This window comes from Nocardioides sp. 503, from assembly GCF_004522095.1.
GTDB lineage: Bacteria > Actinomycetota > Actinomycetes > Propionibacteriales > Nocardioidaceae > Nocardioides.
The window spans coordinates 154,972-168,025 of the sequence record NZ_SPUI01000004.1 but is presented as its reverse complement, the minus strand read 5'-3'; the positions used below and the strand labels follow the sequence as shown (position 1 = coordinate 168,025).

Genomic DNA, 13,054 nt, shown 5'->3' with positions numbered 1-13,054 from the left:
GTCAGACGACGGTGATCCCCAGGCCGAGGAGGTCCGCGACGGCGCGGAGCTCCTCGACCCGGTGACCGGTGCCGAGCGCCCAGTGGTGGGCGATGCCGGTGCCGGACCACTCGTCGGTCCACTCCCCCGGGTCGCGACCGAAGTCCACGCGCGAGGTGGTGTTGCCGATCTGGAGGACCGGCCCGGCCACGGTGGTGCCCTCCGAGGCGACCAGCGAGAAGCGCCCGTCGCGGTCCTGGGCGAGCCCGCACACCGTCACGGGTCCGTGGTCCACGTCGAACTCGACCGAGACCCCCCAGCCGCGCTTGCCGTGGTAGACGCCGAGGCCGCGCAGCAGCGGCTTGCGGGCGCTGATCGCGAGGTGGGCCGGTCCGTCGTGACCCATCTCGACGACGTCGTCGTGGAAGTTGAGCGCCTGGAGCTCGGTGAACGACCCGCCGGCGCCGATGCGGTCCATGAGCAGCATCGCCAGCGACGTGCGCAGCTCGTACTCACCCACGACGGGCACGCCGCGCGCGGTCAGCAGGGAGGCGCCGAGGATCAGCCCGGCGCCCACCCGCTCGTGCATCTCGCCGTCGAGGCCGCGGTGGTAGTAGGCCATCGAGTCGAGCGAGAAGTCCTGGACGAGGCGGTCGAGGGCGACCGAGACCCGCGACCCCCAGCGGAAGTCGTCGTCCACGACGCTGTCGTCGAGGACGAACACCTCGCGCGCCACCGCCATCCGGGCGTCGGTCTCGGCGTCGGTGACCTGCTCGACGCGGACCCGCAGGTCGTCGATCTCCAGGACCTCGACGTGCCCGCCCAGCTGGGCCGAGACGAGCGTCGGGTCGGAGGAGACGTCCATCATCCCGGGGTACAGGTGGCCCATGAGGCCGTGCCGGCCGTGCCGGAACGCCGCCCGGACGCCGGCCGCCTTGACCCACCGGGAGATGCGGGTCCAGGCACGAGGGTCCTCGACGTAGCCCGAGACCGAGCGGAAGTCGATGCCGCAGCGGCGGAACGTGTTGGCCATCTCGGGAAGCGGGCAGGCGCCGCAGTAGGCCAGCCAGGCGCCGGTGTCGAACTCCGCGTGGTCCATCGACTCGGTGGGCTGCAGGTTGAGCAGCAGCACCGGGGCGCCGGAGCGCTGGGCCACGGGCACGAGCATCGAGGCGGTCATGTAGGTCGTCAGGAAGCCGACGATGAGGTCGCAGTCGGCGAGGCGCAGCTGCTCGGCGGCGCGCGCCCCCTCCTGCGCGTCCGAGATGAAGCCGACGTCCACGACCTCGCAGTCGAGCTCGGCGAACCGCTCGGACACCCGTCGCGCGCTCGCCTGCAGCTGGGGCAGCAGGGCGGGGAACTGCGGCCAGTAGGCGCCGAGCCCGCCGGCCACGAGCCCGATGCGGGTCTTGCGCGGCGTGATCCGCTCCAGCCCGGGAGGGGCGGCGGCGTCCAGGCTCTGGGTCATCGTGTCGGTCCTTGTCGTCGTCGGGAGGCGGTCAGCGCAGGAACGCCGCGGAGACCCCAGCATCCACCGGCACGTGCAGCCCGGTGGTGTGGGTCAGGTCGGGACCGCAGAGCACGAAGACCGCGTTGGCGATGTGCTCGGGCAGCACCTCCCGCTTGAGGATGGTCCGCTGCGCGTAGAACTTGCCGAGGTCCTTCTCCTCCACGCCGTAGACCGCAGCGCGGTTGGCGCCCCAGCCGCTGGCGAAGATCCCGGACCCGGCCACGACCCCGTCGGGGTTGACGCCGTTGACCTTGACGCCGTGCTCGCCGAGCTCGGCGGCCAGCAGCCGGACCTGGTGGGCCTGGTCGGCCTTGGTCGCGGAGTAGGCGATGTTGTGGGGTCCGGCGAAGACGGAGTTCTTCGACGAGATGTAGATGACGTCGCCGCCCATCCCCTGGTCGATGAGCACGCGCGCCGCCGCCTTGGACACCAGGAACGAGCCCTTGGCCATGACGTTGTGCTGCAGGTCCCAGTCGGCCTCGGTCGTCTCGAGCAGCGACTTGGACAGGGACAGCCCGGCGTTGTTGACGACGAGGTCCACGCCGCCGAAGGCGAGGACCGCCGCGTCGACCATGGCCTGGACGGCCGCCTCGTCGGAGACGTCCGCGGCCACGCCGACGGCGACGTCGGGGCCACCGATCTCGGCCGCCGCGGCCTGCGCCTTCTCCAGCGACAGGTCGGCGACGACCACGCAGGCGCCCTCGGCCACGAGCCGCTTGGCGGTCGCCTTGCCGATGCCGCCGGCGGCGCCGGTCACCACGGCGATCCGGGTGGCCAGGGGCTTGGGGGCCGGCATCCGCTGCAGCTTGGCCTCCTCCAGCGCCCAGTACTCGATGCGGAACTTCTCGCTCTCGTCGATCGGGGCGTACGTCGACAGGCCCTCGGCGCCGCGCATGACGTTGATGGCGTTGGTGTAGAACTCGCCGGCCACGCGGGCGGTCTGCTTGTCCTTGCCGTAGCTGAACATCCCGACGCCCGGCACCAGGACGACCAGCGGGTCGGCGCCGCGGATCGCCGGCGAGTCCGGGGTCGCGTGCCGGTCGTAGTAGGCCTGGTAGTCCTCGCGGTAGGACACCGCCAGCTCGCGCAGCCGGGCCACCGAGTCCTCCACCGAGGCGGAGGCCGGGAGGTCGAGGACCAGCGGCTTGACCTTGGTGCGCAGGAAGTGGTCGGGGCACGACGTGCCCAGCGCGGCGAGGCGGGGGTGCTCGCTGCGGGCCAGGAAGTCCAGCACCACCTCGGAGTCGGTGAAGTGTCCGACCATCGGGCGGTCCTGGGACGCGATGCCCCGGATGGTCGCGCCGAGGGCGGCGGCCTTCGCGCGACGCTCCTCCTCGGGGAGGGCGGCGTAGCCCTCGAGGGCCGGGCCGAAGGGCTCCGGCCGGCTGTGCTCGGCGATGTGGGCGGCGGCGGTGTCGATGATCCACAGCGAGCGGGCCTCGGCCTCCTCGCTGGTGTCGCCCCAGGCGGTGATGCCGTGCCCGCCGAGGATGCAGCCGACCGCCTGCGGGTTCTTCTCCTTGATCTCGGCGATGTCGAGCCCGAGCTGGAAGCCCGGACGGCGCCACGGGACCCACACGACCTCGTCCCCGAAGATCGTGGCGGTCAGTGCCTCACCGTCGGCCGCGGTCGCGATCGCGATGCCCGAGTCGGGGTGCAGGTGGTCGACGTGGGCGGCGTCGACGAGACCGTGCATGGCGGTGTCGATCGACGGCGCGGCGCCACCCTTGCCATGCAGGCAGTAGTCGAACGCGGCGACCATCTCGTCCTCGCGGTCGACGCCGGGGTAGACGTCGACGAGGGCGCGCATGCGGTCGAGGCGGAGCACGGCCAGGCCGGGCTCGCGCAGCGTGCCCAGGTCCCCGCCGGAGCCCTTGACCCAGAGCAGCTCGACGGGCTCGCCGGTGACGGGGTCGGTCTCGGTGCCCTTCGCCGAGGTGTTGCCCCCGGCGTAGTTGGTGTTCTTGGGGTCGGAGCCCAGGCGGTGGGAGCGAGCGATGAGCTCGGCGGCGGTGGAGGTGGTCATGAGTCCTTCTCGCGTGACCGGGGGGCGGGCCGCCCGCGGTCGGGTGTCGGGTGGTGGGGAGGCGTCAGGTCCACGAGAGCGGCGTCCCGCCGACGCGGGCCTCGTCGATCTGCTGCTGGTAGCCGGACTCGGCGTAGGCCCGCATCGGGTTCGCGGGCAGGCCGCGCTCCTCGCGCCACGCGGCCAGCGTGGGCCGGACGTCGGTCTGGAAGGCGTCCATGAAGATCTCGTTGGCGCCCAGGACGTCGCTCTCGGCCTGGGCCACGGCGAGCGCCTCGCGGTCGAGCAGCAGGGCTCGGGCGGTCATCTCCTGCACGTTGAGGACCGAGCGGATCTGGCCGGGGATCTTGTCCTCGACGTTGTGGCACTGGTCGAGCATCAGCGCGACGTCGCTGCCCTCGTCGAGCCCGCCACCGCGGATGACCTCGACGAGGATCCGGAACAGCTGGTAGGGGTCGGCGGCGCCGACGATGAGGTCGTCGTCGGCGTAGAAGCGGGAGTTGAAGTCGAACGAGCCCAGCCGGCCCAGCCGGAGCAGCTGCATGACGATGAACTCGATGTTGGTGCCGGGCGCGTGGTGGCCGGTGTCCAGGCACACCATGGCGCGCTCACCGAGCGCGCTGACCTGGGCGAAGGAGGTGCCCCAGTCCGGGACGTCGGTGTGGTAGAACGCCGGCTCGAAGAACTTGTACTCGAGCACCAGGCGCTGGTCCGCGCCGATCCGCTCGTAGATCGACGACAACGACTCGGCGAGCCGGTCCTGACGACCGCGCAGGTCGGCCTGGCCGGGGTAGTTGCTGCCCTCGGCCAGCCAGATCTTGAGGTCGCGCGAGCCGGTCGCGCCCATGACGTCGATGCACTCGAAGTGGTGGTCGATGGCCTTCTGGCGGATCTTGGGGTCCACGTGGGTCAGGGCGCCGAACTTGTAGTCGTCGTCCTGGAAGGTGTTGGAGTTGACCGTTCCCAGGGCGACGCCGCGGTCGGTGGCGTGCGCGCGCAGCGCGTCGTAGTCGTCGACGAGGTCCCACGGGATGTGCAGGGCGACGGTCGGCGCGAGGCCGGTCAGCCGGTGCACCATCGCCGCGTCGTCGATCTTCTCCTGGATGGTCCTGGGCGTGCCGGGGGTGCCGAACACCTTGAAGCGGGTCCCCGAGTTCCCGTAGGCCCAGGAGGGGACCTCGATCGCGAGGCGCTCGAGGGTTGACGCGATGGCGTCGAAGGCGGGCATGACGTTCTCCTTGCCGGGTCGGACCGGCTGGTTCCGGGGTCGTGGGGGGGGGGGGGGGGGGGGCCCCCCCCCGCCGCGGGGGGGGGTGGGGGGGGGGGGGGGGCGGGGGGGGGGGGGGGCCGCAGAGCGGATAACTCCGCGTTACAGCGAGTACGCCGCCGCGCTCACTCGCCGCGGAAGACCGGCTTGCGGCGCTCCGCGAACGCCCGCATCCCCTCGGCCACGTCGGCGGTCCGCATGAGCAGGGTCTGGCCGCTGCGCTCGCGCTCGAGCGCGGGCTCGAGCTGGGTCAGCGTCGCCGCGTTGACGGCGCGCTTGGTGGCGGCGAGCGCGAGCGGCGGCCCGGCGGCCAGGCGGCGTACGAGGGTCTCGACCAGGGCGGGGAAGTCCGCGTCGGCGGCGAGGTGGGTGACCAGCCCGGCGTCGTAGGCCTCCTGCGCCGACAGCGGCTCGGCGAGCAGGCCCATCCGCATCGCGCGGGCGCGCCCGATCGAGGCGGCCACGGTGGCCGAGGCGCCGCCGTCGGGCATGAACCCGATGCGGGCGAAGGCCAGCAGGAAGCTCGCGGACTCCGCGGCCACCACGATGTCGGCGGCGAGCGCGGCCGAGCAGCCGACGCCGGCCGCGATCCCGTTGACGGCGGCCACGACCGGCTTGTCGAGCCCGACGATCGCGCGGATGATCCGGTTGGCCGCGTCCATCGCGCGGACGTCGAACTGCTCGTGCGCGTCCTGCCCGGAGATGTCGGCGCCGGTGCTGAACGCCGCGCCGGCGCCGGTGAGGACGACGACGCGGACCTCCTCGCGGCTCACGGCCTCCTCGAGGGACCGCGCCAGGTCGACGGCCAGCTGCGGGCTGAGGGCGTTGAAGACCTCGGGCCGGTCCAGCGTGAGCCAGAGCGCGCCGTGGTCGAGACGCGCCTGCAGGTCCGTGTCCTTGGCCATGGCGGCGAGTGTGCCACCATGGATCCGTGTCCGCTGCCAGTCCTGTCGAGGTCGAGCCAGACACCGAGAAGGACCTCGTCCCCGACGGGGTCACGGTCCTGGCCACGCCCTGGGTGACCATCGTCTGGAACGACCCGGTCAACCTGATGTCCTACGTGACCTACGTCTTCCAGAAGCACTTCGGGTACGACAAGAAGAAGGCCGAGAAGCTGATGATGGAGGTCCACGAGGACGGCCGCTCCGTCGTCAGCACGGGCACCCGCGAGGAGATGGAGCGCGACGTCCAGGCCATGCACGAGTACGGCCTGTGGGCCACGCTGCAGAAGTCCGAGTAACGGTGGGCGCGTTCACGCGGCACCGGCGCAGCAGGCTGGTCATCGCGAACTTCACCGGCTTCGAGGCCGACCTCCTGCGCTCGCTGGCCTCCCAGCTCGTCGAGCTGCTGCGCAACGAGTCCGCCGTGCCCCGCGAGGACCAGGACCCCTTCGAGGCGATGATGGACTTCTCGGGGCCTACCACGGCGCCCGAGGACCCGGTGCTCGCCCGGCTGTTCCCCACGGCCTACCCCGCCGACGAGGAGGCCGCCTCGGAGTTCCGCCGCTTCACCGAGGGTGCGCTGCGCGACGGCAAGGCGGCCGCCGCCTGCTCGATCATCGACACCCTCGAGGACGCCGGCCTGCCCGAGCAGCTCACCGAGGACGGGCTGATGATCGACGTCGAGCTCGACGAGCCCACGGCGGAGAGCTGGCTGCGCTCGTTCACCGACGTGCGCCTGGCGCTGGCCAGCCGGCTCGGGATCGAGGAGGGCGACGAGCAGCTCTGGTACGACCTGCCCGACGAGGACCCGCGCTCGCAGGCCCACGACATCTACGAGTGGGTCGGCTACCTCCAGGAGACCCTGGTCGACGCCCTGATGCGCTAGTCGGCCGACCGGTCCGTCCGCCGGGCGAGTGCGGGGACCCGCCGGCCCAGCGCCTACGCTGGGGTCGTGCTGACCATCGAGCAGGCGACGTACGACGCGATCGTCGCGCATGCCCGCCGCGACCACCCGGTGGAGGCCTGCGGGATCGTCGCCGGTCCCGAAGGCAGCGACCGTCCCGAGCGCCACGTGGAGATGGTCAACGCCGCGGGGAGCCCGACGTTCTACGAGTTCGACTCCACCGACCTGCTCGGCCTCTACCGCGACCTCGACGACCGCGACGAGGAGCCGGTGGTGATCTACCACTCACACACCGCCACCGAGGCCTACCCGAGCCGCACCGACATCGGGCTCGCGCAGGAGCCGAACGCGCACTACGTGCTGGTCAGCACGCGCGAGCACGGGAATAACGACGGCCCCGTGGAGTTCAGGTCCTACAGGATCGTCGACGGCGAGGTGACCGAGGAAGAGGTCGCCGTCGTACCCCAGCTGAGCACCGACTGAGCAACACAACCGAGGAGTCTCACCCATGGCCATCGAGGTCCGGATCCCCACCATCCTGCGCACGTACACCGACGGCCAGAAGGCCGTGAGCGGTGACGGCGCCAGCCTGAGCGCGCTGATCGACGACCTCGAGGCCAGCCACCCCGGCCTCAAGGACCGCCTCATCGACAACGGGGACCTGCGTCGCTTCGTCAACGTCTACATCAACGACGAGGACGTCCGCTTCATCGGTGGGCTCGAGGCCGAGCTCACCGACGGCGACCAGGTCGTCGTGCTCCCGGCCGTCGCTGGGGGCTGAGCGGGGACGCGTCAGCGGACCCACTGATGGTGGTCGAGCGAGCGGCACGGCTGAGCCTGCGAAGCCGTGACCCGCGTGTCGAGACCTGAACGAGATGAGAGGGAAGATGTCGTGAGCGCTCGCCGTACCTTCGTCCTCGTCGACGGCGAGAACATCGACGCCACGCTCGGCAACTCCCTCCTCGGACGGCGTCCGCTGCCGGAGGAGCGCCCCCGCTGGGAGCGCGTGACGGCGTACGCCGAGTCCGTGTGGGGCCAGCCCGTGGTCGGGCTGTTCTTCCTCAACGCCACCAACGGCCAGCTGCCCGGCAGCTTCATCCAGGCGCTGCTGGCGATGTCCTACCGGCCGATCCCGCTGGCCGGGCGCAGCGACCAGAAGGTCGTCGACGTCGGCATCCAGCGCACCCTCGACGCGCTGCTCGGGCGGGACGACGACGTCCTGCTGGTCAGCCACGACGCCGACTTCGCGCCCCACATGGAGCGCCTGCTCGGGGGCGAGCGCCGCATCGGCGTGGTCGGGCTCCACGAGTACGTCAGCATCCAGTACACCGACCTCGACATCGAGATCCACGACCTCGAGGACGACGTGCAGGCGTTCAACGTCCCGCTCCCGCGCGTCCGCATCATCGACCTCGACGACTTCGACCCCGAGCGCTTCCTGCGCTGAGCGGGCTCCTCCCGAAGGGCACCCTGTACCCATGCGCTACGACAACCTGCTGGCCTCGGTCGGCAACACGCCGCTGGTCGGCCTGCCCCGGCTGTCGCCGAGCCCCGACGTCCGGCTGTGGGCCAAGCTCGAGGACCGCAACCCGACCGGCTCGATCAAGGACCGCCCCGCGCTGAAGATGATCGAGGAGGCGGAGAAGGGCGGGCTGCTGCGTCCGGGCTGCACGATCCTCGAGCCCACGTCGGGCAACACCGGCATCTCGCTCGCGATGGCCGCCAAGCTCAAGGGCTACCGGATCGTGTGCGTGATGCCCGAGAACACCTCCGCGGAGCGCCGCCAGCTGCTGCAGATGTGGGGCGCCGAGATCATCTCCTCGCCCGCGGCCGGCGGCTCCAACGAGGCCGTGCGCGTCGCCAAGCAGGTCGCGGCCGAGCACCCCGACTGGGTGATGCTCTACCAGTACGGCAACGACGCCAACGCGCTCTCGCACGAGGAGGGCACCGGCCCCGAGCTCCTCGCCGACCTCCCGAGCATCACCCACTTCGTCGCCGGCCTGGGCACCACCGGCACGCTCATGGGCGTCAGCCGCTACTTCCGTCGCGCCAAGCCCGACGTCAGGATCGTCGCGGCCGAGCCGCGCTACGGCGAGCTCGTCTACGGCCTGCGCAACCTCGACGAGGGCTTCGTCCCCGAGCTGTACGACGCCTCGCTGATCGACTCGCGCTTCTCGGTCGGCCCGCGCGACGCCGTGCGCCGCGTGCGCGAGCTGCTCGAGACCGAGGGCATCTTCGCCGGCGTCTCGACCGGCGCGATCCTGCACGCCGCCCTGGGCCAGGCCGCCAAGGCGGTCAAGGCGGGGGAGAGCGCCGACATCGCCTTCGTCGTGTGCGACGGCGGCTGGAAGTACCTCTCGACCGGTGCCTACGAAGGCACCGTCGACGAGGCCGAGGACCGCCTCGAGGGCCAGCTCTGGGCCTGACCGGGCTACCGTGACGGCGTGCTTCTGCGTGCCGCCCTGCTCTCGCTCCTGACGACGCTCTCGCTCGTCGCCCCGGCGCCGGCGCACGCCGCGGACCCCGTGGTGAGCACCGCTCCGCCCACCGTCTCCGGGGAGGCGGTCGTGGGCCGGGTCGTGCGCGCCAGCCCGGGCACGTGGTCGCCGGCCGAGGTCACCGTCACCTACCGGTGGCTGCGCGGCGACCGGCCGATCCCGGGCGCGACGTCGCCCGCCTACCGGGTCGTCCCCGACGACCTGGGCTCTCCGCTCGCGGTCCGAGCGACCGCGACCGACGCCGACGGCCACAGCGCCGTCGCGACCTCGGCCCCGACCGGCCCTGTGGCGCGCGGCGTCCTCGTGAGCCGTCGCCCGCCGGCCGTGACGGGCACCCGGCGGTACGGGCGTACGGTGGCCGCGACGACGGGTCGGTGGTCGGTTCCGCCCCGCGTGGCGACGTACCAGTGGCTGCGCGGAGCGCGGCCCATCCCCGGCGCCACGAAGCGTCGCCACACCTTCGCGCCGCAGGACGTCGGCCGGCGGGTCCGCGTGCGGGTGACCGTGCGGGCCCACGGCTACGAGCCCGCGACGGCCGTCTCGGCTCGCACCGGCACGGTCGGCCACCGCGTCGGGGTCCGGCGCACGGTGACCTACCACGTCGAGACCCGCGGCCGGATCACGACGAGCCTGAAGGACTTCCGGCGTCTGGCGCAGCAGACCTACGACGACCCGCGCGGGTGGCGGGCCAAGGGCGTCCGCTTCGTCCGCGTGGCGCGCGGCGGCTCCTTCACCCTGGTCCTGGCCGAGGCGTCGCGGGTGCCGGCGTTCTCGCCGATCTGCAGCAGCGAGTGGAGCTGCCGCGTCGGCCGCTTCGTCGTCATCAACCAGACCCGTTGGAAGAACGCGTCCCCGGCGTGGAACCGCGCCCGCGGCGCGCTGCGCGGCTACCGCCACATGGTGGTCAACCACGAGACCGGCCACTGGCTCGGCAAGGGCCATGCCGGCTGCCCCGGCCCCGGGCGCCTCGCGCCGGTCATGATGCAGCAGTCGAAGGGCCTCGCCGGCTGTCGCTTCAACCCCTGGCCGACGGCGGGGGAGCTGCGCTAGCCGCGGAGGTGCGACCGGATGCGTCTGTGCCGTCCCACCCGCCCCACCACCCGTACGAAACTCACGCTTCCGGTACGAAGTTTCCTACCGGAAGCGTGAGTTTCACCGGGTACCCGGTGAAACTCACCCGGCGCCAGGACCGACGCGCAGCCGCTGCCGCACGTCGAACTGGCTGCCGGGGACGGGGCCCAGGCCGAGGAGCGTGGTGACCAGGTTGGCGAGGTCGCTGTTGCGGACGGGCTGGGGGCCGACGGGGCGCGGGCGCGAGCGTCCGGGGTTCACGTAGGTCGGGTTCATCTCGTAGAGGTCGCCGTGCTCGATGCCCGGGCCCCAGACGACGAACGGGATCCGGTAGTCGCCCAGCTGGGTGACCTGGGAGTGGTCGCGGCCGACGCCGCCGTGGTCGGCGGTGAGCACCACGACCACCCGGTCGAGCGTCGGCTCGGTGTCGATCGCGCTGAGCAGCGTGCCGACGAGGGAGTCGGCGTGCTCCACGGCGCGCAGGTAGTCCGGCGACATGAAGCCGTGGGCGTGGCCGGCGGCGTCGGCGACGCCGAGGTGGACGAAGGTCAGCGCGCGGTCGTGGCCGACGAGGTCCGCTCGGGCGGCCCGGACGAGCGCGTCGTCGTCGCCGACGCGGATGACGGTCCGGTCGATCGCCCGGGGCCAGGAGCGCGTGAAGGTACGGAACTTCGTCTTCGTCGAGAACAGCGCGGACGACCCGCCCGCGGCCTGGATCTTGCTGAAGACCGACCGCACGCGCTCGCCGGCGGCCCGGTGCACGGTCGAGCGCGGGCGCTCGTCGTTCCAGGTGACGCCGTGGCCACCGGCCCGCTTCGCGACGCGTCGGCCGGTGACCATGCTGGTGTGGTTGGGCAGCGTGATCGTGAGCTCGTACTGAGCGCGGGCGTTGAGCGTCGCGGCGCCCTCGTCGACCAGCCGCCAGAGGTTCGGCGCCCCTTCGTGCCCCAACCGCTGGAGCGCCGTGGGGTTGAGCGCGTCGACCGAGATGGCCAGCACCCGCACCGCCCCCTCGTCGGCCCGGGCGGCCTCGTCGGCCTGGGCGGCCTGGGCGGCCCGAGCGGCCGCTCCGGCCCGCGCAGCCGGCGCGCTCGCGGTGTCCGGGGTCCGGTCGGGCGAGGCGGCGGCGGACGACGGAGCCGCCAGGGCGAGCACCGCGAGGCCGGCCGCGGCCCGATATCGGACGGTCATGTGTCCGAGACTACGCAGTCGGCGACGTGACCTCGGTCGCGACGCCGTCCGTTTGCCGGTGCCAGCGCCTACGCTTGCGTGTTGTGCCGCCCCTCATCGACGTCGACCCGCGCGAGCGGCCCATCGGCATCTTCGACTCCGGCTTCGGCGGCCTCACGGTCGCGCGCTCCGTCATCGACCAGCTGCCGCACGAGTCCATCCGCTACGTCGGCGACACCGCCCGCCAGCCCTACGGCCCCAAGCCGATCGGCGAGGTCCGCGAGTACGCCCTGGAGTGCCTGGACCACCTCGTCGAGGAGGGCGTCAAGGCGCTGGTCATCGCGTGCAACTCGGCCAGCGCCGCGATGCTGCGCGACGCCCGCGAGCGCTACGACGTCCCGGTGGTCGAGGTGATCTACCCCGCCACCCGGCGCGCGGTCGCGGCCACCCGCACCGGCCGCATCGGCGTGATCTGCACGGCCGCCACTGCCGAGTCCATGGCCTACGACGACGCGTTCGCCGCCGCACCGCAGGTCGAGCTCACGACGCAGGCGTGCCCCCGCTTCGTCGACTTCGTCGAGGCCGGCGTGACGGCCGGTGACGACCTGCTCGGTGTGGCCCACGACTACCTCGACCCGCTCTCCGCCGCCGACGTCGACACCCTGATCCTCGGCTGCACGCACTACCCGTTGCTCACCGGCGTCATCTCCTACGTCATGGGCGACGGGGTGACCCTCGTGAGCAGCGCCGAGGAGTGCGCCAAGGACGTCTACAAGATGCTCACCGCGACCGGCCTGATGCGGGAGACCGGCGAGGCGACGTACTCGTTCGTGACCACCGGCTCACCGGACGAGTTCGAGACGATCGGCCGCCGCTTCCTCGGTCCCGAGATGGTGGCGGCGAGCCAGTTCGCCGGCGGTCTCGCATGAGGCTCACGGTCATCGGCTGCTCGGGGTCCTACCCCGGCCCCGACTCCTCGGCGTCCTGCTACCTCCTCGAGCACGAGGAGGACGGCCGGACGTGGAGGATCCTGGTCGAGCTCGGCAACGGCGCCCTGGGCCAGCTCCAGCGCTACGTCGACCCGCTCGGCATCGACGCCGTCCTGCTCAGCCACCTGCACGCCGACCACTGCCTGGACCTCTGTGGCTACTACGTGATGCGCAAGTACCACCCGACCGGCCCCCAGCCGCGGATCCCCGTCTGGGGACCTCCCGGCACCGCCGAGCGGATGGCGCGCGCCTACGACCTGCCGCTCGACCCGGGCATGCACGAGGAGTTCGACTTCCGCGCCTACGACGAGGAGACCTTCGAGGTCGGCCCGTTCACGGTCGCGGCGGTGCCGGTCGACCACCCGGTCACGGCCTACGGCCTGCGGATCACCGCCGGGGGCAGCACGATCGGCTACAGCGGCGACACCGGTCCCTGCGAGGGGCTCGACCGCGTCGCCGCGGACGCCCAGCTGCTGCTCGCCGAGGCGTCCTTCCGCCACGGTGACGACAACCCCCCGCACCTGCACCTCACCGGCACCGACTGCGGCGACGTCGCGAGCCGGTCGCGGGCCGAGCGGCTGGTGCTCACCCACATCCCCCCGTGGTTCGACAAGCAGGTCGCGCTCGCCGAGGCGCAGGCGACGTACGACGGTCCGGTCGAGCTCGCGCAGCCGGGCACGGTCTACGAGCTCTGAGCCG

14 protein-coding genes are annotated in these 13,054 nt (G+C 72.4%); 9 read left to right on the top strand and 5 right to left on the bottom strand.

Annotation, left to right across the window (positions count from 1 at the left end; all coding sequences use genetic code 11):
• Position 1: 1 nt before the first annotated feature.
• The 4 genes from E4622_RS14640 to E4622_RS14620 all read right to left on the bottom strand — a co-directional run bounded on the left by E4622_RS14640 (position 2) and on the right by E4622_RS14620 (position 5,687).
• Positions 2 to 1,447, bottom strand: coding sequence for an L-fucose/L-arabinose isomerase family protein (locus E4622_RS14640; RefSeq protein ID WP_134740969.1), 1,446 nt, complete (start codon positions 1,445 to 1,447; stop codon positions 2 to 4).
• Between the two features lie 31 nt (positions 1,448 to 1,478).
• Positions 1,479 to 3,515, bottom strand: a complete 2,037-nt coding sequence (locus E4622_RS14635) for a bifunctional aldolase/short-chain dehydrogenase (protein ID WP_134740968.1) — start codon at positions 3,513 to 3,515, stop codon at positions 1,479 to 1,481.
• A 64-nt stretch (positions 3,516 to 3,579) separates the two neighbouring features.
• Positions 3,580 to 4,743 (bottom strand): L-rhamnose isomerase, encoded by a 1,164-nt coding sequence (rhaI, locus tag E4622_RS14630; RefSeq protein WP_134740967.1) that lies wholly within the window; start codon positions 4,741 to 4,743, stop codon positions 3,580 to 3,582.
• 164 nt (positions 4,744 to 4,907) lie between these two features.
• On the bottom strand, positions 4,908 to 5,687 hold the full coding sequence (locus E4622_RS14620; RefSeq protein WP_134740966.1) for an enoyl-CoA hydratase-related protein: 780 nt from the start codon (positions 5,685 to 5,687) through the stop codon (positions 4,908 to 4,910).
• 26 nt (positions 5,688 to 5,713) lie between these two features.
• Between E4622_RS14620 and clpS the strand changes: the two genes are divergently transcribed.
• The 7 genes from clpS to E4622_RS14585 all read left to right on the top strand — a co-directional run bounded on the left by clpS (position 5,714) and on the right by E4622_RS14585 (position 10,175).
• Positions 5,714 to 6,022, top strand: a complete 309-nt coding sequence (gene clpS, locus E4622_RS14615; RefSeq protein WP_134740965.1) for an ATP-dependent Clp protease adapter ClpS — start codon at positions 5,714 to 5,716, stop codon at positions 6,020 to 6,022.
• Between the two features lie 2 nt (positions 6,023 to 6,024).
• Positions 6,025 to 6,609 carry a DUF2017 domain-containing protein gene (locus E4622_RS14610; RefSeq protein ID WP_134740964.1) on the top strand — a complete coding sequence of 195 codons (585 nt, stop codon included), beginning with the start codon at positions 6,025 to 6,027 and terminating at the stop codon, positions 6,607 to 6,609.
• A 66-nt stretch (positions 6,610 to 6,675) separates the two neighbouring features.
• Positions 6,676 to 7,110: a M67 family metallopeptidase gene (locus tag E4622_RS14605; protein ID WP_134740963.1), complete on the top strand. Its 435-nt coding sequence runs from the start codon at positions 6,676 to 6,678 to the stop codon at positions 7,108 to 7,110.
• 25 nt (positions 7,111 to 7,135) lie between these two features.
• A complete protein-coding gene (locus tag E4622_RS14600) occupies positions 7,136 to 7,408 on the top strand; it encodes a MoaD/ThiS family protein (RefSeq protein ID WP_134740962.1) in 273 nt (90 codons plus the stop codon).
• A 111-nt stretch (positions 7,409 to 7,519) separates the two neighbouring features.
• Positions 7,520 to 8,074, top strand: coding sequence for an NYN domain-containing protein (locus E4622_RS14595; protein ID WP_134740961.1), 555 nt, complete (start codon positions 7,520 to 7,522; stop codon positions 8,072 to 8,074).
• Between the two features lie 31 nt (positions 8,075 to 8,105).
• A complete protein-coding gene (locus E4622_RS14590) occupies positions 8,106 to 9,053 on the top strand; it encodes a cysteine synthase (protein WP_134740960.1) in 948 nt (315 codons plus the stop codon).
• An 18-nt stretch (positions 9,054 to 9,071) separates the two neighbouring features.
• A complete protein-coding gene (locus E4622_RS14585; protein ID WP_134740959.1) occupies positions 9,072 to 10,175 on the top strand; it encodes a DUF3152 domain-containing protein in 1,104 nt (367 codons plus the stop codon).
• Between the two features lie 123 nt (positions 10,176 to 10,298).
• Here the strand turns inward: E4622_RS14585 and E4622_RS14580 are convergent, their stop codons facing one another.
• On the bottom strand, positions 10,299 to 11,387 hold the full coding sequence (locus tag E4622_RS14580; RefSeq protein ID WP_134740958.1) for an alkaline phosphatase family protein: 1,089 nt from the start codon (positions 11,385 to 11,387) through the stop codon (positions 10,299 to 10,301).
• An 83-nt stretch (positions 11,388 to 11,470) separates the two neighbouring features.
• Between E4622_RS14580 and murI the strand changes: the two genes are divergently transcribed.
• Both murI and E4622_RS14570 read left to right on the top strand, forming a co-directional pair.
• The gene (gene murI, locus E4622_RS14575; protein WP_134740957.1) at positions 11,471 to 12,295 is read left to right on the top strand and encodes a glutamate racemase; all 825 of its coding nucleotides are present in this window, start codon (positions 11,471 to 11,473) and stop codon (positions 12,293 to 12,295) included.
• Positions 12,292 to 13,050 (top strand): MBL fold metallo-hydrolase, encoded by a 759-nt coding sequence (locus E4622_RS14570; protein WP_134740956.1) that lies wholly within the window; start codon positions 12,292 to 12,294, stop codon positions 13,048 to 13,050. The genes murI and E4622_RS14570 overlap by 4 nt, the downstream gene beginning before the upstream one ends.
• The last annotated feature ends 4 nt before the right edge of the window (positions 13,051 to 13,054 follow it).

What these genes read in the sequence shown, in the direction of transcription:
- E4622_RS14570 (WP_134740956.1), top strand. Translation starts at nt 12,292, where the DNA reads ATGAGGCTCACGGTCATCGGCTGCTCGGGGTCCTACCCCGGCCCCGAC.
- E4622_RS14620 (WP_134740966.1), bottom strand. Translation starts at nt 5,687, where the DNA reads ATGGCCAAGGACACGGACCTGCAGGCGCGTCTCGACCACGGCGCGCTC.
- E4622_RS14590 (WP_134740960.1), top strand. Translation starts at nt 8,106, where the DNA reads ATGCGCTACGACAACCTGCTGGCCTCGGTCGGCAACACGCCGCTGGTC.
- rhaI (WP_134740967.1), bottom strand. Translation starts at nt 4,743, where the DNA reads ATGCCCGCCTTCGACGCCATCGCGTCAACCCTCGAGCGCCTCGCGATC.
- E4622_RS14600 (WP_134740962.1), top strand. Translation starts at nt 7,136, where the DNA reads ATGGCCATCGAGGTCCGGATCCCCACCATCCTGCGCACGTACACCGAC.
- E4622_RS14640 (WP_134740969.1), bottom strand. Translation starts at nt 1,447, where the DNA reads ATGACCCAGAGCCTGGACGCCGCCGCCCCTCCCGGGCTGGAGCGGATC.
- E4622_RS14635 (WP_134740968.1), bottom strand. Translation starts at nt 3,515, where the DNA reads ATGACCACCTCCACCGCCGCCGAGCTCATCGCTCGCTCCCACCGCCTG.
- E4622_RS14580 (WP_134740958.1), bottom strand. Translation starts at nt 11,387, where the DNA reads ATGACCGTCCGATATCGGGCCGCGGCCGGCCTCGCGGTGCTCGCCCTG.